Annotated in this window: 14 protein-coding genes; 9 read left to right on the top strand and 5 right to left on the bottom strand. The window is 62.5% G+C overall.

Going from position 1 to position 20,608, the window contains the following annotated elements:
• Positions 1–11: 11 nt before the first annotated feature.
• Positions 12–737, bottom strand: coding sequence for a histidine utilization transcriptional repressor HutC (hutC, locus tag OY559_RS10265; RefSeq protein WP_065031427.1), 726 nt, complete (start codon positions 735–737; stop codon positions 12–14).
• Between hutC and OY559_RS10260 the strand changes: the two genes are divergently transcribed.
• The 8 genes from OY559_RS10260 to OY559_RS10225 all read left to right on the top strand — a co-directional run bounded on the left by OY559_RS10260 (position 736) and on the right by OY559_RS10225 (position 12,313).
• Positions 736–1,287 (top strand): CopL family metal-binding regulatory protein, encoded by a 552-nt coding sequence (locus OY559_RS10260; RefSeq protein ID WP_277726207.1) that lies wholly within the window; start codon positions 736–738, stop codon positions 1,285–1,287. The two genes, hutC and OY559_RS10260, sit on opposite strands and share 2 nt — an antisense overlap.
• 117 nt (positions 1,288–1,404) lie before the next feature.
• Positions 1,405–4,125: a TonB-dependent receptor gene (locus OY559_RS10255; protein ID WP_277726206.1), complete on the top strand. Its 2,721-nt coding sequence runs from the start codon at positions 1,405–1,407 to the stop codon at positions 4,123–4,125.
• A 50-nt stretch (positions 4,126–4,175) separates the two neighbouring features.
• Complete coding sequence (locus tag OY559_RS10250) at positions 4,176–4,883, top strand: PepSY domain-containing protein (protein ID WP_213605120.1); 708 nt, start codon at positions 4,176–4,178, stop codon at positions 4,881–4,883.
• Positions 4,880–6,706 carry a PepSY domain-containing protein gene (locus tag OY559_RS10245; protein ID WP_277726205.1) on the top strand — a complete coding sequence of 609 codons (1,827 nt, stop codon included), beginning with the start codon at positions 4,880–4,882 and terminating at the stop codon, positions 6,704–6,706. The genes OY559_RS10250 and OY559_RS10245 overlap by 4 nt, the downstream gene beginning before the upstream one ends.
• Positions 6,707–6,820: 114 nt before the next feature.
• Positions 6,821–7,384, top strand: a complete 564-nt coding sequence (locus tag OY559_RS10240) for an RNA polymerase sigma factor (protein WP_277726204.1) — start codon at positions 6,821–6,823, stop codon at positions 7,382–7,384.
• Positions 7,381–8,322: a FecR family protein gene (locus OY559_RS10235; protein ID WP_052756063.1), complete on the top strand. Its 942-nt coding sequence runs from the start codon at positions 7,381–7,383 to the stop codon at positions 8,320–8,322. Before OY559_RS10240 ends, OY559_RS10235 begins: the two co-directional genes overlap by 4 nt.
• Before the next feature lie 98 nt (positions 8,323–8,420).
• A complete protein-coding gene (locus OY559_RS10230) occupies positions 8,421–11,456 on the top strand; it encodes a TonB-dependent receptor (RefSeq protein WP_277726203.1) in 3,036 nt (1,011 codons plus the stop codon).
• A gap of 26 nt (positions 11,457–11,482) precedes the next feature.
• Entirely contained in the window at positions 11,483–12,313 is an 831-nt protein-coding gene (locus OY559_RS10225; RefSeq protein WP_277726202.1) for a DUF4198 domain-containing protein, read from the top strand.
• A 104-nt stretch (positions 12,314–12,417) separates the two neighbouring features.
• Here OY559_RS10225 and OY559_RS10220 read toward each other — a convergent pair whose 3' ends face one another.
• Genes OY559_RS10220 through OY559_RS10200 form a run of 4 tightly spaced genes read right to left on the bottom strand, consistent with a single transcriptional unit; the run spans position 12,418 to position 18,840 of the window.
• Positions 12,418–15,558, bottom strand: coding sequence for an efflux RND transporter permease subunit (locus OY559_RS10220; RefSeq protein ID WP_277726201.1), 3,141 nt, complete (start codon positions 15,556–15,558; stop codon positions 12,418–12,420).
• The gene (locus OY559_RS19750) at positions 15,555–17,069 is read right to left on the bottom strand and encodes an efflux RND transporter periplasmic adaptor subunit (protein WP_343228714.1); all 1,515 of its coding nucleotides are present in this window, start codon (positions 17,067–17,069) and stop codon (positions 15,555–15,557) included. Before OY559_RS19750 ends, OY559_RS10220 begins: the two co-directional genes overlap by 4 nt.
• Complete coding sequence (locus tag OY559_RS10205; RefSeq protein WP_277726200.1) at positions 17,066–18,424, bottom strand: TolC family protein; 1,359 nt, start codon at positions 18,422–18,424, stop codon at positions 17,066–17,068. Before OY559_RS10205 ends, OY559_RS19750 begins: the two co-directional genes overlap by 4 nt.
• 20 nt (positions 18,425–18,444) lie before the next feature.
• Positions 18,445–18,840, bottom strand: a complete 396-nt coding sequence (locus OY559_RS10200) for a hypothetical protein (protein ID WP_277726199.1) — start codon at positions 18,838–18,840, stop codon at positions 18,445–18,447.
• Positions 18,841–19,231: 391 nt separating this feature from the next.
• Between OY559_RS10200 and OY559_RS10195 the strand changes: the two genes are divergently transcribed.
• The gene (locus OY559_RS10195; RefSeq protein ID WP_019183731.1) at positions 19,232–20,572 is read left to right on the top strand and encodes an ISL3-like element ISStma11 family transposase; all 1,341 of its coding nucleotides are present in this window, start codon (positions 19,232–19,234) and stop codon (positions 20,570–20,572) included.
• The last annotated feature ends 36 nt before the right edge of the window (positions 20,573–20,608 follow it).

Raw genomic sequence — 20,608 nt, 5'->3', positions numbered from 1 at the left:
CCATCAAATCCTCAAGGGGTCAGGGGGGCGCCAACCTGGAAGGTGCCCACAAAGCGGTAACGAGATGCCGGGTGAATCAACCGCACAAAGCTGGCCACCTGTCCGCGCGACCATGTACGTCGGGTCAGCACCAGCAACGGATCGCCTTCATTGACCTTCAGTTGCGCAGCCAGACGCTTGCTGGCCGTCTCGGCTTCAATCACATGTTCGGCGCGCTCTAGCGGCGCAACGCGCATCAGGTACTGGTGCGGAATCTCGGTGTGGAAATCGATGTCCAGGTAATCCGGCGCCACGCTGGGTTGCACAAAGCGATCCTCCAACTGCACGGGCTTGTCATCGCTGTGGTGGAGCAGGCGGCTGTGGAACAGCTCCGTGCCCGGTGTCAGGCCGAAGTTGGTCGTCACACTGGAGCGCGCCTCGACCGTCTCGCAGATCAGCACCTGGACCGAGTGTGTCTGGCCGCGGGACTGAATCTCTTCGCGAATGTTGCGCACCTCAAACATCGCCGATTCGGCCTTTGGCCCGGCGACGAACGTGCCCACGCCTTGCACTCGGGTCAGCACGCCGGCGTCGGTCAACTCGCGCAGCGCTCGATTCACTGTCATGCGAGACAAGCCGAACTTGGCCGTCAGTTCGTTCTCGCTGGGGACGCGACTGCGCGCGGGCCAGTCGCCGTTGGTGATGTGACGCAGGATGAAGTGCTTGAGCTTCTGGTAGTGCGGCTTGGGTTCGTCCATGGCCCAAGCATTACATGTCTATACAACCAGTCCAACCACTTTCGATGCTGTGCTGCACAAGCAGTTGACACTAAGAATTTCCTCGTGCTATTGCTGTGGTATAGACAACCTGCGGGTTCGCCACACGCTCATGCCTTCGCTTCGCGTGCTACTGCGTATGTTCCTGATCCTCGTGCTCTGCGCGGATGGGATCCTGAGCGCGCAGGCCACCACGCGGATGGCCGTGCGGCATATTCCTCCCCCAGGTGCGGTGAATGGCACCCACTCGGTGCACGGCGGCGCGCGTGTCAATGAACGCGTCAAGATTAGTAACGATTGCAACAAAATTCGTCCCGGTGGCATGCAAGCCGGGCAGGGTGATCAGAACGATCATCAGTGCGACTGCAGCACCACCTCCTGCGACTGCAGCTGTGTGCTCACCTTCTTCGCAGGGCGTGTGCCGGTCATCTTTGCCGCCCAGCACGCCCTGACGAGCACCTACCTACCTACGCCTGAGTTGCCGCCGCTGCGACGACAAGTATCCCGGCTGTTCCGACCTCCCATCGGCTAATGCTGCTTGGTCGCCATTGATTGGCGACGTCTACGCACGCCCTGATGTCGCATAGGCCCCCACGTCTGGGGCACCAGGGTCATACGCATGCATTGCCCTTCGGGGGAGAGAGAACCCATGTACTTCAAGCGCAATCCTTTGGCGGTATCCGTCGGTGCCCTTCTGTGCGCCGGTTTTTCCACGGTGGCTCTGGCTCAGCAGGCTGAACAGGGCGCCACGAGCGAGTCGGCTAAGACGCTGGACACCGTCCAGGTCACCGGCAGCCATATCAAGCGACTGCAGCTCTCCGGTGTTGGTCCGGTCAGTGTGGTTGATGCGGAAGCCATCGAGCGCTCCGGCGCCACTTCGGTGGAGACGCTGCTGCAGCGCCTACCGGCGTCGGCCGGCTTTGCCGGCAGCCAGTCCAATGCCTACTGGGCCGAGAACGGCTACGGCACTACCCAGGTCAATCTGCGCGGCCTGGGCATTAACCGCACGCTGGTTCTGCTCAATGGTCGTCGTGTGGTCAATGGTGGCACCGGTGCCAACAGCTCGGTGGACCTGAACATCATCCCGGTAGCGCTGATCGAGCGGATCGAGGTCCTCAAGGACGGTGCCTCAGCCATCTACGGCGCCGATGCCGTGGCGGGCGTGGTGAACATCATCACCAAGAAGAACTACGACGGTGCCGAGGCGGCAGTGCGGTACGGACAGACCTTCGAAAGTGATGGCGAAGAAAAGTCGTTCGATTTCGCCTGGGGTATTACGTCGGACCGCGGTTCGTTGATGGCCGGCATCAACTACTCGGAGACCGGCGCGGTCAACATGGCCTCACGCGCACCGTGCGGCTTGGGTGAGGTCGACGGGCAACTCGAATGTGTGGGCAGCTCGGCCACCATCGGTGGGCGCGCATTGCTAGCCGACGGCTCGCGTGTGAACTTCAACCAGGATCCCAATGGTGACGGGGATTTCTATGAACCGTATTCGGCGGCCAAGCACAACTACAACGGCAATCCCTATCTCAATGCCGTCAATCCGATCAAGCGTTTGAGCTTCAGCCTGTTCGGCGACAGCACTGTGAATGAAACCACGCGCGTGTTCACCGAGCTGATGTTCACCAACCGCCAATCCGATCAGCTGGCCACACCCGGCAGCCTGGGTGTCTATCGCCCGATCAACATCGCGGCCAGCCACCCGACCAACCCGACCGGCCAGGACCTGCTGCTGCAGCGCCGCCGTCTGGAAGAGGCCGGCCCGCGCGAGTTCTTCCAGGAAACCAATACCTTCCGCGTGGTCGCGGGCATTGAAGGCCAGTTGGGCATGAACTGGGACTGGTCGGCCGCGCTGAATTGGGGCCGCAACACTGGTGTGGATGGCTCGACCAATGTGGCGAACCTGGACCGGGTGGATGACACGCTCAACACCGCGCTGTGCAGCAACACTCCCGGCGCGGCGATCCCCTGCGGTGACTATCTCGGCTACGGCGACCTGACCCCCGAGGTGCTCAACTACATCCTGTTCAGGACGCGCGACAACGGCGGCAACGACCAGAAGAGCTTCACCGCCAACATCAGCGGCCAGCTATTCGAGATGCCGGCCGGTTGGGTGGGCTTTGCCTCCGGCATCGAGGTTCGCAAGGAGCGTGGTTGGCGCGATCCCGATCCGCTGACGGTACTGGGCATTGCCAACACGAACCAACAGGATCCGATCGCCGGTGAGTACACGGCCAAGGAAGCCTTCGCCGAGTTTGCCGTGCCGCTGCTTCAGGACAGCGTGATCGCCGAGAGCCTGACGCTCAATGCCGCCGTGCGCTACTCCGATTACGATCTGTTCGGCGAAGACGTGAACTACAAGGTGGGCCTGGATTGGCAGATCGTGCCGTCCTTGAAGGTGCGCGCCAACTACGCCACGGCTTTCCGCATCCCCAACATCCCCGAGTTGTTTGGTGGCGTAGCCGAGGGCAACCTGACCACGACCGATCCCTGTAGCGGCTGGAGCAGCTTGCCGGCTGATTCGGTAGTGCGTCAGAACTGTCAGGCGTACGGCGTGCCGGCAGGTTACGTACAGCCGGGCAACACGATCCTGACCACCTCCGGCGGCAATCCTGACCTCGAGCCGGAAGATGCCAAGTCCCTGACCGTGGGTGCGGTGTGGACGCCGAGCTTCTTGCCGGGACTGACGCTGACGGTGGACTACTTCAACATCAAGATCGACAACGCGATCCAGCGTATCGATGGCTCAACCAAGCTGTCGATCTGCTACAACACCCCGGGCCTGGCGCATCCGTTCTGCGGCAATGACAACTTCACCCGCAATCCGATCACCGGTGAAGTGGACTTCCTGTCGTCCCAGCCGGTCAATGCGGCCAACGAACGGGTACGGGGCATCGACCTGGGTGGTCTGTACGAGTTCGCGGTTGCTGGCTTCGATTCGACCTTGAGCGTGGATGTGTCCTATCTGGACCAGTACGACGTGCGGCCGTTCCCGGGCGCGGATGTGATCGAGTACGCCGGCAAGATCACTGGTGGCCGTGGCAGCTTTACTCACTGGCGCGCCTTGACCTCGCTGACGATGGAACGCGAAGCCTGGTCCGGTTCTTACAGCTTGCAGTACATCGGCAAGGCGGATGACATCAACGCTAGCCCCGGCGACATTGGCGATCACGCACCCAGCGTGACCTACCACAATGTCCAGCTCAAGTACGCACCGAACAAGACTTTCGATGTGTCCTTCGGCATCGACAATCTGTACGACAAGAAAGCCCCGTTTATCCAGAGCTACACCGACGCCAATACCGACACGATGACGTATGACCTGCTGGGTCGTCGTTGGTACGCCCGCGTGGGATACCACTGGTAAGACCTGCTTGGCCTGCTCCCGTCCTGGTGACGGGAGCAGGCGTTGTCCTCTTGTCGAACGAGATCACTATGAAATCGGCTTTCTGGGCACGCAAGGCCCACAAATGGATTGGCCTGATCATTGGCGTGCAAGCGCTGCTGTGGATGATCAGTGGCGTGTACATGACGGTCATCTCCTTGGACATCATCCATGGCGATCACTTGGCCCATGCCCATCAGCAGCCGCTGGTGGCACCCACCCACTTGTCCGGTGAGGAACTGCAGCGGCGCTATCCGGGCATGACGCAGGTCAAGCTCAAGCGACTGCTTGAGCGGGATGTCTACGAGATTCACGCGCGCGATCAGGTGTACCTGCTGGACGCCACGACGGGGGAGGTGCTCTCCCCAGGTGATCAGCAGATGGCGATCGCCTTGGCAAAAGACGTCTATCAGGGCCAGGCACCCGTAGCTCGGGTCGAGTGGGTCACTCAGGCGCCACAAGAAGTGGCCACCCGCCCGGTTCCCATGTGGGCGGTGCACTACGCCGATGCCGGTGAAACCACCCTGTATTTCTCGCCCTATAGCGGCGAGCTACTGGCGCGGCGGCACAGCCTGTGGCGCTGGTTTGATTTCCTGTGGATGTTCCACATCATGGACTACGAGGCCCGTTCGGACGTCAACAACACCTTGTTGCGCGTGGCCTCGGCAGTTGGCTTGGTGTTCGTGCTCAGCGGTGCCTGGTTGTTGTTCTACAGCTTTCGCAGGAGGGCCGCAGCATGACGCCCTGGATGAGAACGCTGCACAAATGGGTCGGCTTGATCATCGGCTTGCAGTTGCTGCTTTGGATGGCCAGTGGCGTGATGATGAGCTGGCTGGACCACGATCAGGTGCAGGGCCATGAGTTCCAGGCGCACGAGCATGCGGCCCATGAGTGGCCTGCCAATGCCCGTTCGCCGGCCAGTTTCCTGGGTGGAAACAAGAAAGTCAGTCGCGTCAGTTCGGGCTGGTTGCTGGATACCCCGGTCTATCAGTTGGCCGATGCCCAGGGCATTACCTTGGCCAACGCCGTGTCCGGCCAACCCATTGCCTTGGACGCGGCCTGGGCCACACGCCTGGCGCAAGCCTCCTATACCGGCCCCGGTACGTTGAAAGCACCGCGCCTGTTGGAGTGGAGTGGTGAGGTACGCGATCACGAAGGCCGACTGTGGCGCGTGGATACCGACGATGGCCAGGACACCACGGTGTACCTGTCTGCGCAGACGGGCGAGGTGCTTTACCACCGCAACAAGACCTGGCGCCTGTTCGATGTGTTCTGGATGTTGCACATCATGGACTACACCGGGCGCAAGAACTTCAACAACCCGTTGGTGGTCACCGCCGCGATCGGCGGTCTGTGGTTGGCCCTGACCGGCATCTGGCTGCTGTTTGCCAGCTTCCATTGGAGCGAGTTCGTGCCGCGCCGCTGGCGTCCGGCCCGCGAGTTGTCGGTATTCGGTCCGGATGGGACGCGGCTGCGTACCGTCCGGGCGTCGGCAGGCGACAACGTCTACGTATCGCTGGCGCGCGAAGGCGTGCAACTGCCGTCCAACTGCGGAGGAGGGCAGAGCTGCGGCCTGTGCGAGGTGCGCTTCCGCGGCGCGGCACCCAAAGCCACCGCGGCCGATCGCGCCCACCTAGGCGCGAGCAAGGTCAAGATGGGCTATCGCCTGGCCTGCAACCTGGCCGTGACGGAAGACACCGATGTCGAGGTGGCTGGCGGGGCTAGTCTGTGGACCGAGTATGGCGCCACCGTGGAGCAGGTCACGGCCGTGACGCCTTTCCTGCGCGAGATCGTGCTCAAGCCCGATGAGGCCCCCGGGCCGGAATATCAACCTGGCGCTTACTTGCAGGTGCATGTGCCCAACTACGAGGTACCGGTGAACAAGCTCGTGCGGCCCGAGCACCACCATCAGGAGTGGGCGGGCGTGGACCTGCCCGAGAAGTTGGTCAACCGCGAACCGGTTCGTCGGGCGTATTCGCTCGCCTTGCCTGTCGATCAGGCACAGGGGCGACTGACCTTGCTGGCCCGCTTCAGTCCTGGACGATCGGACAAGAAACGCCATCCTCCTGGCAGGGGCTCAACCTACCTGTACACGCTCTCGCCCGGAGATCGGGTCTGCTTCAGCGGCCCCTTCGGCGACTTTGCGCTCAAGCCTCACGGACGGGAGAAAGTGTTCATCGGTGGCGGCGCCGGCATGGCTCCGTTGCGCGCGATGATTCGGACGCTGTTGGCGGGGCAGGGCTGTGAACGGATCCATTTCTGGTATGGCGCGCGCAGTCTCAAGGAAGCGCCCTACATCGAGGAGATGGAGCGCCTGGCCCAGCAGCACGAGAACTTCAGCTGGCATCTGGTGCTGTCGGATGAAGCGCAGAACGACGATGCGTTATTGCGGGGTCTGGTGCATGAGGTGGCGCATGACCGCCTGCTTAAGGCCCATCAGGCCTTGGCCGATTGCGAGTTCTACTTGTGCGGACCGCCGGCCATGCTTAAGGCCACACGCGAGTTGCTGACCCGGCTGGGTGTACCCGACAGCCAGGTGGCTTTCGACGACTTCAAGATCTGAAGTAGCCCCGCCGGCCGAACGTGCCGGCGGGCGGCGTGTACCGGATTTTTCCCCTGCACTCGTCCCAGTGAGTGGACGTGCTTGAGCCTGCCTGATGAATCAGCGAGTAGCCCGGTGACCACGGCGCTGGATGAGTGGTTCATATCCCATGTCCTGCCGCTGGAAGGCTTGATCCATGCCTTCCTGCGCCGGCATGGACATGAGGACAGCGAGATTCCTGATCTTAGGCAGGACGCTTACGCACGCATCTATGAAGCCGCGCGACGGGGCTTGCCCGCGCAGACCAAGCCCTTTGTCATGACCACCGTACGTAACCTGCTCATCGATCGTATCCGCCGCTCTCGCATTGTGTCCATCGAAGCGATGGCCGATGTGGAGCAAGCGGTCATGCAAAACGATGAGGTCACGCCTGAGCGACATCTAAGTGCCCGTGATGAACTGCGCCGCTTGCAGCAAGGCTTGCAGAAACTGCCCCACAAATGTCGACAGATTGTGGAGTTGCGCAAGATCTACGGTCTATCCCAGCGCGAAGTAGCCGGACGGTTGGGGATCGCCGAAGATACGGTAGAGCGCCAGACTCTGTTGGGTATGCGGGCCTTGGCAGACTTCATGCTCGGCGGTACCGGCAAGATCCAGCGTCCGTCACGGCGCTTCAACAAGGAACGTTCGCAGCCATGAGCCCACACAAGGACATCGAACAGGTCGCGGCGCAATGGATCAACCGTGCCGAGTCCCCACAATGGACTGCACAGGACCAGATCCAGCTGCAAGCCTGGCTGGAACAGGACACCGCCCATCGTGTGGCCTGGCTTCGTTTGAAGTCGGTGTGGACGCGCGCAGACCGGTTGGCGGCCGTGCGCGCCGTGCAGCCGCCACGCATACACCGTTGGCGAGCGCCGATGCGCTGGGCCATTGCCGCGAGCGTTGCCATGCTGGCGGTGCTGTTCACCCTCACGGGGTGGGGCCCTGGCACGCGCTACAGCACCGAGGTTGGCGGCCGGGAGGTGATCGCCCTGTCGGACGGTTCCCGCCTGGAGCTCAACACGCACACGCAGCTGCGGGCGCAGGTGGACCCCTCGCTGCGCCACGTGTGGCTGGACAAGGGCGAGGCATTTTTTGATGTGAAGCCCGATCCGGCGCACCCGTTCGTCATCCACGCCGGCGAGCATCGTGTCGTGGTACTGGGAACAAAGTTCTCGGTCAGGCAGGAACGCGAACGCCTGGAAGTGGCCGTGCTGGAAGGCAAGGTACGCGTTGAGCCGCTGGTGGCCAAACCGGGACGGCCGCCGGTGATCGTGCAGGGCGGGGGGCTGCTGTATAGCAAGCCGGCGGGCACGCTGGTGGCAGTCAACGCTCAGGACAAGGTGCGCCGGTCCTTGAGCTGGCGCCATGGCACCCTGGAGTTCGATCAAACCACGTTGGCGGATGTGGCGGCCCAGTTCAATCGCTACAACGATAAGCAGTTGGTACTGATGGATCCGGAAACGGCCCACATGCGTGTGGGCGGCAGTTTCGATGCCACAGGTGTGGATGCCTTCGCACGTCTGTTGGCCACCGGCTTCAACCTGCGCGTGGAGACGCAGGGTGATCAGATTCGCGTCTCCCAGCCGCACTGAGACGCCAGCAGAAATCAATCTGAAATATTTCATACCGGAAGCGTGCCGTCCTCTCGTCACAGATATCAGGCCGATTCGCGCCGACCTGGGGAAAATGCATGGCACGTACGAAAGTGGCGAGGACAGCATTGGCTGTCATGTGTGGTCTGGTCATCGCGGCCTCCGCCGCTGCACAAACGAACAGTTTTGATATCCCCGAAGGGGATCTGAAAGTCGCGCTGGAAGCCTATGCCCGGCAATCGGGTGTTCGCCTGGTCTATTTGAGCGAAGATGTTCGTGATCGACGCACCGCAGGCGCCCGTGGGGACATGTCCCAGGATGCAGCGCTGAACCGCCTGCTCGCCGGAACCGGGCTGACGGTCAAGCGCGATCAAAGCGGCGCGCTGGCGATCGTGCGAGAAGGTGCCAACACGCCGACGCCTACGCGCAACGCACCGACTTCCGGTGTAGGGCAAGACGGTCCCGATGCCTACAGCGCCTCCCTCTCCGGCGGCGCCGACGCCTCAACGCCGTCGGCCGCTTCACCCACCACCTTTGATGCGGTCCAGGTGACCGGCAGTCACATCAAACGCGCCCAGATGTCCGGTGTGGGCCCCACCACGGTCATTGATGCCGAGACCATCCAGAGCTCCGGTGCCGTCTCGGTCGAGACGCTGCTGCAGCGCTTGCCTGCATCGGCCGGTGCAGCCGGCTCGCAATCCAACAACTTCTGGACGGGTAACGGAAACGGCACCACCCAGATCAACCTGCGTGGCTTGGGCGTCAACCGCACCTTGGTACTGCTCAACGGCCGACGCGTGGTCAACGGTGGTACAGGCGCCAACAATTCGGTGGATCTGAACGTGGTGCCCTTGGCCCTGGTTGATCGCATCGAGATCCTGAAGGACGGCGCATCGGCCATCTACGGCGCCGATGCCGTGGCCGGCGTGGTGAACATCATCACGCGCAAGGAAATGGATGGCGTGGAGCTATCCACCCGCTATGGTCAGACTTTCCAGGGCGATGGCGAGATCGGCTCCTTCAACCTGGCCTTCGGTACCACCGGCGAGCGCAGCTCAATGTCTGGCGCCCTGACCTATGCCGAAAGCGGCACGATCACCATGGCGTCGCGGGCACCGTGTCCGTTGGGTGTGGTGGCCGGCACCCTGCAGTGCGTGGGCAACTCGTCCACCATCGGTGGGCGAGCCCGACTGGCCGATGGTCGCGTGGTCAACTTCAACCAGGATCCCAACGGGGATCCACGCTCCTACGAGCTCTATGATCCGGCCAAGCACAATTACAACTACAACTTGTTGCTCAATGCGGTCAGCCCGATCAAGCGAGTGGGCTTGAGTGGCTTTGGTCAGTTCGACCTGACCGAGAACACCCGTCTGTTCACGGAACTGATGGCGACCAATCGCCAGTCCAATCAGCGTGCCTCACCCAATACCTTGGGGGTGTATCGCACCATCCGGATCGCCGCCACCAATCCCACCAATCCCACCGGCCAGAACCTGACCCTGGAACGTCGGCGTCTGGAAGAAGCCGGGGCGCGCATCACCGAGCAGGAGGTCGATACGTTTCGCACCGTGCTTGGTTTGGAGGGGCAGTGGGGCGACAACTGGGCGTGGAATGTCGCGATGAACTGGGGCCGCAACTCTGCTACGGACAGCTCGACTAACATCGCCAACCTGGATCGAGTAGAGAACACTCTCAACACCAGCCTGTGCAGCAACACACCAGGGGCGGCTATTCCGTGCGGCAACTACTTGGGCTACGGCAACCTGACGCCCGAAGTGCTGGATTACATCCTGTTTACCCAGCGCGGCTCGGGTGGCAACAGCCAGCAGGGTTTTAGCGGCACCATTTCCGGCGCCCTGTTCGATTTGCCCGCCGGTAGCGTCGCCTTCGCCTCGGGCGTGGAGTTTCGCAAGGAACGCGGATGGCTGTACCCAGATCCGCTGGTAGTCAACGGCAGCGCCAACATCGTGCGTCAGGATCCGATCGAAGGTGAGTACTCGGCCAAGGAAGCCTTTGTCGAGTTTGCCGTCCCGCTGCTGCAGGACGTCCCGTTGGTGGACTACGCGACCCTGAACCTGGCCGGCCGCTATTCCGACTACGACCTGTTCGGCAGCGACACCAACTACAAGGTGGGGCTGGATTGGCAGGTGGCCGAACCGCTGAAGATTCGTCTCAACTACGCGACGGCTTTTCGTATCCCCAGCATCCCGGAGTTGTTTGGCGGCATCGGCCAAGGCAGCCTGACCACCCTGGATCCGTGCAGCAACTGGAGCACCTTGCCCGCGGACTCGGTGATTCGGGCCAACTGCCAGGCCGCCGAGGTGCCGACCAACTTTCGTCAGTTGGGCAACACCATCCTCACCACGACCGGCGGCAATCCCGACCTCAAGCCTGAAGATGCGCGGACCTTCACGGCAGGCTTTGTGTGGACCCCAGGCTTTGCGCCGGGGCTGACGCTCACGGCCGATTACTACCGTATCCGCATCGAGAATGCGATCCGTAGCATTGAAGGCTCGGTCAAGCTGCGTGCGTGCTACACCACGCCGAACTTGGCCCATCCGTTCTGCTCACCGGCCAACTTCACTCGTGATCCGGTCACCGGTGAGGTCAACTACCTCTCGTCCCAGCAGGTCAATGCGGCCAGCGAGGAATCCGAAGGCGTGGATATCGGTGTGCTGTATCAATTCGATGTGGCCGGCTGGCAGGCAAGCGCGAGTCTGGACGCCTCGTATCTTGAGCGCTACGACGTCACTCCCTTCGCCGGTGCCACCACCATTGAGTACGCCGGCAAGATCACCAGCGGCTTGGGTAGCTACACCCAGTGGCGTGGCTTGGGCTCACTGCGCATGGGCAAGAACCGTTGGACTGGCGTCTATTCGGCGCAGTACATCGGCAGCGCGGACGACATCATCGCTGTACCCGGCACGATCGGCTCGCATGTGTCCAGCGTGGTGTACCACAACCTGCAACTGAGCTACGGCATCAAGAAGAAATGGGACATATCGGCCGGCGTAGAGAATGTGTTCGATAAGAAGGCGCCGTTCGTTCAGAACAACCCCAACGCCAACACCGACACCATGACGTACGACTTGCTGGGTCGTCGCTGGAACGTCCGTTTTGGTTACCACTGGTAAGTCACGATCCCAAGGAGCTACACATTATGAGAAACACGCAACTATCCGCCGCACTATTGCTGTTCGCTGTGGCCGGCAGCGCCGGCGCGCACGACCTGTTTGTCGCTTTCTCCAAGCCCGGCACCGCAGCGGGCGAGGCGAACACCGCCTTGGTGAACAACGGCACCTTCGATGAAAGTGCTGGCGCAGTCACCCGGGCGCGTCTACAGGACGTTTCGCTAAGCCATGGTGGTGCCAAGGCGGCCCCGGACTTGGCCAGTTGGAAAGAGGTCGGCAAGCAAAGCCAGCTCACCGTGCATCCGGCGGGCGAGGGCACCTATCTGCTGGGCGTCTCGACGATGGCTTCCACCAGCACCCGTACGGCCAGCGAGTTCGGCAAGTACCTGGAGTTGGAAGACTTGCCCGATACTCTGGCCACCTATGATGCGAGCAAGTTCCCCAACGGTGTCACCTACAGCTACACCAAGCATGCCCGTGCCATTGGCCAGGTGGGCACGAAACTGACCGACGACTTCGCCGCCTCGCTGGGCTATCCGTTGGAGATCCGCCTGGCCCGCAATCCTGGAAGCGTGAAGGTCGGCGAACAGCTGTCGTTCCAGGTGCTGCAGCAGGGCACGCCAGTGCCCAACCTGCGCGTGTACGTCGGCCATCGTGCTGACACACCGGTCAAGGGCGGGCACGGTAGCGCCACGCTGCTGCGTACCGATGCCCAAGGCCAAGCCAGTTTCCAGGTGAACGCCGCCAAGACCTGGTACATCCACACCAATCACATGGTGCCCTCTACACAAAAAGGGTTGGATTTTGTGTCAGATCGGGCGTCCCTGAGCTTTGAGATTTCCCCGCACGCCGGGCACTGATAAGTAAGCACGTAGGCGGTACTCTCCCCTTTGACGCCAGTCATGACTTCTTCCATGACTGGCGTCTTTTTGTGGAGACGCACCTCAAGTGCTCAGTCTGTCTCTCATTGGTCGCCCCGCGCCGCGCGCAATCCACGTCGCCGCACCAGATAGAACGCTGCGGGAATCACCACCATGGAGAGTACCGGTGCGGTGAGCATGCCACCCAGCATCGGCGCGGCGATACGTTGCATGACCTCCGAGCCGGCACCGGCACCGATGAACAGCGGAAACAAGCCGGCCAGGATGACGGCTACCGTCATCGCCTTGGGGCGTACGCGCTGCACGGCACCTTCGTAGATGGCCTCTTGCAGGGTAGCGACATCTTCCGGCGCACCGCTGGCCAAGCGCTGCTCCCAGGCATGACGTAAGTACAGCAGCATGATGACGCCGAACTCAGCCGCGACGCCGCCCAGGGCGATGAATCCGATCATGCTGGCTACCGAAATCGCATGGCCCAGCCCCCAGATCAACCAGAAACCACCCACCAATGCCAAGGGCAAGCTGAGCAGGATGATGGATACATCGCTGAGCCGGCGGAACACCATCCAAATGACCAGGAAGATGATCGCCAACGCCGCGGGCACCACCCACTGCAGGCGTGCCAATGCCCGTTGCAGGTACTCGTACTGCCCTGACCAGGCCACCCCATAGCCGGCGGGCAGGCTCACCTGGGACTGCACTGCGGCTTGCAGGTCCTCGACCACCGATCCCAAGTCGCGATCGGCCACATCCACGTAGATATAGCCCACCAACCGGCCGTTATCGCTCTTGAGCATCGGCGGGCCTGGGCTGACCGACAGCTCCGCCACCTGGCTCAAGGTCAGTTGCACACCGCCTGGCGCGATCAGCGGCAGATCCTGCAAGGCCTGCAACGAGTCACGCTGGCCACGGGGGTAGCGTAAGACGATGGGATAGCGCTCGCGCCCCTCGATCGTTTCCCCGATTGGATCACCGCCAACGACCGTGGCAATCAGTTGCTGGAGTTGGCCTTGAGTGAATCCATAACGTGCAGCGATCTCCGGGCGCACCTGTACATCGACATAGCGCCCGCCGGTGACGCGTTCGGCCAGTGCCGAACTCACGCCGGGCACAGTCTTGGCGACCTGCTCGATCTGCTGGCTCAGGCGCTCGATCTGCTCCACATCCGGTCCGGAGACCTTGATCCCAATCGGGCTCTTAATGCCGGTGGCCAACATATCGATGCGATTGCGAATGGGCGGTACCCATAGATTGGTCAGACCGGGAATCTTGACCGCGGCATCCAATTCCTGGCGTAGCTTCTGAGGGGTCATGCCCGGGCGCCATTGATCCCGCGGCTTGAAGGTCACGGTGGTCTCAAACATTTCGATAGGTGCCGGATCGGTCGCACTTTCGGCACGGCCCGCCTTGCCGAACACGTGCTCGACCTCCGGTACGGTTTTGATCATCCGGCCCGAGAGCTGAAGCAACTGGCGCGCCTTGTCGGCTGACAGGCCTGGCAGCGCTGTGGGCATGTACAACAGGCTGCCTTCTTCCAAGGGCGGCATGAACTCACTGCCCAGCCGGCTGAAGGGGATCAAGGTGAGCACCAGCAGCAGGCCGCTGAGCAGCAAGGTGACACCGGGATGTTTGAGGACCCACAGCAGGATGGGCCGGTAGCCGGCGATCAGGATGCGATTGATGGGGTTCTGCTGTTCCGGGCGAATGCGGCCGCGGATCAGGTAGCCCATCAAGACGGGGATCAAGGTCACCGACAGGCCTGCTGCGGCGGCCATCGCGTAGGTCTTGGTGTAGGCCAGGGGCGAGAACAATCGCCCTTCCTGCGCCTGCAGGGCAAAGACCGGCACGAAGGATAGGGTGATGACCAGCAAGCTGGCGAACAGGGCCGGTCCGACCTCGGCAGCCGAGCGGGCCATCAACTGCCAGCGCTCCTCACCTTGGGGTTCCCGGCCGTGCGCTTCGCGCCAGTGCTCCAGGTGCTTGTGTGCATTTTCGATCATCACCACCGCTGCATCGACCATCGCACCAATGGCGATGGCGATGCCACCTAGCGATAGCAAGTTGGCGGATATCCCCTGGGCGTGCATCACGATGAAGGCCGCCAGGATGCCCAAGGGCAGGGTGATGACGGCCACCAGCGCCGAGCGTAAATGCCACAGGAACAGCAGGCATACCATCGCTACGACCAGGAACTCCTCGCCAAGCTTATGGGTGAGGTTGCGCACTGCATCCTGGATCAGCTCGGAGCGGTCGTATACCGGGACCACTTCCACGCCCTCGGGCAAGCTGGATTGCAACGCCTGTAGTCGCGCTTTGACGTTCCGGATGGCCCCCAAGGCATCCTTACCGGTGCGCAGGACGATCACGCCGCCGGCCACCTCACCTTGACCATCCAACTCTGCGATACCACGACGGAAGGTCGGGCCGCGACTGATCGTGGCCACCTCGCCAAGCAAGACGGGGATGCCATCGTTGCCGGTCACCGGCACCTGTTCGAACGCCTCCTGTGTGCGCAGGTAGCCTTCGCTGCGCACCATCAGTTCGGCTTCGCCTTGTTCGATCACCGAGCCACCGGTAGCGCCGTTGGCCGCATCCACCGCCTCGATGAGCTCGGCCACCGTCAGTCCACGGGCCGCCAACGCCTGCGGATCGGGCTGGATCTGCCAGGCGCGCACCGCACCGCCCACACTGGCTACTTCAGCCACGTCCGGCACAGTCTTGAGCTCATAGCGAAGAAACCAGTCCTGCAACGCACGCAGTTGCCCCACATCGCGTTGACCGGTCCTATCCACCAGGGCGTACTGGTAGATCCAGCCCAGTCCGGTCGCATCAGGACCCAGCGCTGGATTCACGTTAGGCGGAAGTCGATCGCGCACCTGGCTCAAGTACTCCAATACCCGAGAGCGAGCCCAGTACAGATCAGTGGCATCGTCAAACAGGATGTAGACGAAGGAATCACCGAAGAAGGAAAAGCCGCGTACCGCCTTCACACCGGGCACGGACAACATTGTGGTGGCCAGCGGGTAGGTGACCTGGTCTTCGATGATGCGCGGGGTTTGCCCCGCCCATTGCGTGCGGATGATGACTTGGGTATCCGACAGGTCCGGCAGCGCATCCAGCGGCGTGTTCTTTACCGACCAGATGCCGACCACCGCCAGCAGCGCAGCGGCAACCAGCACCAGCACACGATTGGCGATGCAAGCATGGATCAGACGCGCGATCATGGCGTGCCCTCCATCGCTTCGGACATGACCTCGCTTGCCTGGCAATCAGCGGCTGCGGCGGGGCCGAACTTGGGTACCAGTTGCATATCCATGAACGGTGACTTGCCCGGCTTGTCGAAATGCTTCTCCGGCACCATCGGGTCATACCAGTACTGCACCGGGCAGCGCGGCGGCGTGGAGGGGGAGGTCTCTGGCGCGACAGGCGCAGGCTGTCTGGACGGTGACGGCACAACCGTGCGTGCCTCGTGCCCGGCGTCATGGCGCTCGTTTACACCTGATGCGCTGGTAGGGCCGGTTGGCTGCGTAGCGCCCAGGCGCTCCAACGCACCGGAGAGACTGGCTTCAGAGTCGAGCAGGAACTGACCGGAGACCACCACGCGTTCACCACCGACCAAGCCGGCCACGATCTGCGTGCGCCCTTGCACGCTACGTCCAGCACTCACCCGTACTGGCCGGAAGCTCCCGTCCGGATCCTGCACGATGACCCGGCTGTCCCGCCCGGTGGCAATCAGCGCCTCCGTGGGGACGACCGGCAGGGGCTGCTCGGCATCGGGCTGCACCAGCACCTCGGCGAACATGCCCGGCACCAGCCGACGCTGCGGGTTGCGCAGCACAATTCGCGCCCGCTGCGTGCGACTGGCCATGTCGACCTGGGGAAGCAACGCCTGGATCTGTCCGGCAAAGCGCTCTGCCGGCCATGCACTGACCGTGGCCTGCACTGAGGTCCCCGGTCGCAAGGTGCCCAGCGCCGCCTGGGGCACCGAGGCCTCCAGCCACAGCGTGTCCAGCCCATTGATCTTGAAAAGTGGCGTACCGGGCATCACCGTCTGCCCCTCGCGTGCAAGGATCTCGGTCACGACACCATTGTGGTCTGCGCCAAGCACGACGCCACTTCTGACCGAGGCGCCAGAAGGAACGCCCAACGAACGCAAACGTTGTTGCGCGGCGCCCTGTAGCTCACGCGCGCTCGCGGACTGAGCTTGGCTCAGCGCATGGGCTTCGGCGATGGCGGCGTTCCATGCCGGGGCCTGCACTGTGGCCAGCGCTTGACCACGACGAACCTCGGTAAACGGCGCCTTTACCTGCACGTGGGTGATCAAGCCTTCCATGCGCGCACTGACCACGGTTTCCTGGGTCAGATCCCACGTCAGCGTGCCCGGCACGCGTACGGCACTTCCTAGTGACTCTACCGCCACTTCTTGAGTGCGTATGCCCACGTTCTGCTGCAGGCGCGGATCGATCTGCGTTCCGCCCCCCATGGCCTCATCTGCGTATTTGGGCAGCAACTCCATATCCATGAACGGAGATTTGCCCGGCTTGTCGAATCGCTGCTCCGGCGCCATGGGGTCGTACCAGTACAGCACCTTGCGTGCTTGATCTGCGCCGCTCTTGCCGATGGGTGGGGTGGTATCAGAGGTTCGAGTCATCCAGGCATAGCCGCCGGCAAAGCCGAGCGCGAGCAACCCGAGGGCCACGGCGAGCTGTGTGAGACGCGTTTTGGTCGGGCTCATGGCGTGTTCTCCTCATGGGGCAGCAGATAGGCCAGTGCCGCCCAGGCACGGCCCTGTTCGCCCAGCAGGCGGGCGTTCTCCAGTTGCAGTTCGATCTCATCGCGCCGCGCTTCCAGCCACGGCTGCAGGTCGGCACCGGCGCCGTAGGCAGCCAACGCCGTGCGTGCGCGATCGCGCGCCAAAGGCAGGCTCTGCGTGTTCTGACGCTCTAACTGGCCGGTTAATCCGCGCCATCGCGCCATCGCGCGGTGTACCGACTCGGCTTGGATGCGCCGGGCCTCATCGCGCTCTGCGGACACCGCCTCCAGCTCGGCCCGTCGTGCCGCGATGCCTCGTGCTTGGCGGTTCTTCTGGAACAGCGGCAGGCCCACGCCCACTTCCACCATGAGCATGTCGCTGCGCGCCATGCCGTCGGGTGCGCGCTCGCGACGTCCGTAGGTGAGTTCTACACTCCAATCCGGACGGGTCTGGGCCACCGCCGCATCCACCTGGGCCTGGGCAACGTCCTGGCGTGCCTCCCAGGCCAGTAGCGGCGCGTGTTGGTCCAGCTTGGCCAGCAGTTGGGTGGGCTCCAATGGCAACTGCGAAAAATCCGGGGCCGGACCGCTGGCCAGTACCGTTTCAGGTGAGATACCCAACCATCGCGCCAGACCGGCCTGTGCCGCGGCGTGCTCCGCATGTATCTGTTCGAGGCGATCGTCCAACTGCAGTAGCGCGGCCTGGGCGGCAAGCACGTCGCTGGCCCCTGCCGTGCCGCCTGCCAAGCGCGCACGCGCCGCACGCTCGGCGATGCGCGCCGGCTCGCGCAAACCCTCCAACGCATCTACGGCCTGCTGGGTACTCCACAGCTCGATCCAGGCCTGCGCAGCTGCTTGGGCCACCATCTGTTGTTCGGCCAACGACAGTGAGCGCGCTTGCGCCAGCGTCGCTTGAGCCAGCGCTTGCTCGGCACGTCGTTTCGCACGCGCAGGAAACTCCTGCATCAGACCGACCTGCTGGGTGGTCATCTCATCGGCGCGCAGGCTGAAGGCATCGGGTCCGCTGACGGGCCAGTTCGCCAGCCCCACGATCAAACGTGGGTCGGGCAGCGCGCCAGCACGCGCGGCTTCTTCAGTACTGGCATCGATCTGGGATCGGCGCACCTGCAGGGTAGGGGCGTTGGCAAGCGCCCGTTGTAGGGCTTCTGTGTAGCTGATCGGGATAGCGGGCGGTGCTGCCACCACAGGACCACTGAGCGCCAGGGCAAACACGAATCCACACGCCATCCTGCGCCTTGCATGCAAGAAGAAAGACATCTCCATAAGACCTCCGGACAAACGACAACGAGCGCGCTGCAATGCATGCAGCACGAGCACGGGTCAATCCAGGAGGGGGCTTAAATCAGCAGGCTACAGAAGCGCTGCAGGGGAGGCGGATCGGACACGCACACCGGAACATCCCGATAGAACTGCGCGTGTACCGGTGGCAACAGAGCCTGCGCCAGCGCGAAGGCGACCAGCGCCGGCTGGTAAGGCACTTGAGGGGCCTTCGCATCGGCCGTGGTGATGTGATCGCGCAGGCAATGCTGGTCGCACAACGCCGGAGCATCGGGATCCGGCGCGGGCATCTCTTCGCAACCGACCATCAGGGTCGCTTGTCCAGCTTCCACCGATTCCAGCGGACAGGCGTAGGCCACCAGCGCCAGCTGCTGCAACAGCAGCGCCCACAGTCCCAGCCATGCCAGTCGGGCACGAGGGCGGGAACGCCGCCATCGCCTGAGCAGCTTCACCATGACAGCTCACGCACGCCCGAAGCAGCGCCTGCGGACGCTGGGCGGATCAGGGTAGGGGACGTGCCAGCTCTCATGATGGCCAGTCTAGCCCTCTTGGGGCCGACTGGCATTGATCAAGATCAAGCCGCAGCAAGGTTCCAGCGTAAGGCAAGCTGCACAAATAGCGGTATCCGAATGGCCTCCGCGGCCTGCCTGGCTCCGGATCTAACACCATTGGTCCTGACTAGTCGCCTCGCGCTGTAAAAATTGGGTATCCGGAATCTGGTGTGGGTTCTGGCTCCTTGGGTCTTTGTAGCTATCACTTTCAAAGAATGGATTTTGGTGTTGGACGGCTGAGCGGATGTGCTAGAGTAAAAGTCGGATTTCAGTGTGGGTTCGCCCAAGGTGCTGAGTGACGGACTTTCTCCAGCTGCGAAGCCTGAAGACGCTTGAAATCCTGACCAGCGAGGACAGTTACGTCGTCAAGGCCGAAGGCGTCAATCAGTGGGTGACCTGCCCGCTGTGCAAGACCGGACGCCTGCATGGTCACGGCTCACAGGAACAGTCGTTTCAGGACACACCGACGCACGGCAAACCCGTCGTGATCTTCATCCAGCGCCGTCGCTATCGCTGTACAAGCTGCACCAAGACCTTGTTTGAGCCTGTGGCGGACCTTGATGGAAAACGCCAAGCCACGGCGCGTCTGGTGCGTTATATCCGCGACCAGTCCTTCTCCAAGACCTTTGCGGCCCTTGCCCGGGAAGTAGCCGTGGACGAAAAGACGGTCCGCCACGTCTTCGACGATTTCATCGAGGAGGTCGAGGCCAAGACCCAGTTCCGGACGCCGCGGGTGCTGGGTATCGACGAGCTCAAGATCATCGGCCAGTACCGGGCCATGATCACCAACGTCGAGCGCAAGACCGTGTTCGATATCCGCCCCAGCCGGGCCAAAGCCGAGTTGATGCCCTATTTCCGCGACCTGCGGGACAAGGACTCGGTCGAGTGGGTGGCGATGGACATGTACCACGTATATCGGCAGGTGGTGCGCGCCACGCTGCCACAGGCCCGGATCGTGGTCGATCGATTCCATATCCAGCGCATGGCGAACGACGCGCTGGAGAAGCTGCGCAAGCGCATTCGCAAGGATTTGTCCACCCGGCAGCGCCTCAAACTCAAGGACGAGCGGTTCCTGCTGCTCAAGCGGCAGCACGACCTGACAGGGAGAGATATGGACCGGATGCGGGAATGGTTCCAACAGTTCCCGCTCCTAAGCGAAGCCCACGCGCTCAAGGAAGGATTTCTGTCGATCTGGGATCAGAAGACCCGCCCAGCAGCAGAAGCCGCCTGCGCGAAGTGGCAGGCCAATATTCCGACCGAATTGGCGGCCACGTTCAAGGACCTGACCACCGCCGTGCACAACTGGCACGACGAAATCTTCGCCTACTTCGAGCAGCCGATTACCAATGCCTATACTGAGTCAGTCAACCGAGTGGCCAAAGACATGAACCGCATGGGCAGGGGTTACAGCTTCGAGGTGCTTCGGGCGCGCATGCTCTACGACAAGAAGGCGCGCAAGGATGGCTCGGTTATCGAAACCGTGTTGGTCGATGACGACGACCCAATGACCACGGACTTCGTGTTCCAGCGGATGACCACGGCGGCAACGCGCAAGAAGAAGATCACGCGCGTGGTCGAGTACGGCCCCTATCTCCCGACGCTGGCGCGGCTACTCGAAGAGGGGTATTTCGAATAGTCCTCAGCCCATTGTGCAAGAGGCGGCGCTTCAGCC

This window comes from Pseudoxanthomonas sp. SE1 (assembly GCF_029542205.1).
In the GTDB taxonomy this organism is placed as follows: Bacteria; Pseudomonadota; Gammaproteobacteria; order Xanthomonadales; family Xanthomonadaceae; genus Pseudoxanthomonas_A.
Note: the sequence above shows the minus strand (reverse complement) of the source record. Positions and strands in the feature narration are given on the sequence as shown.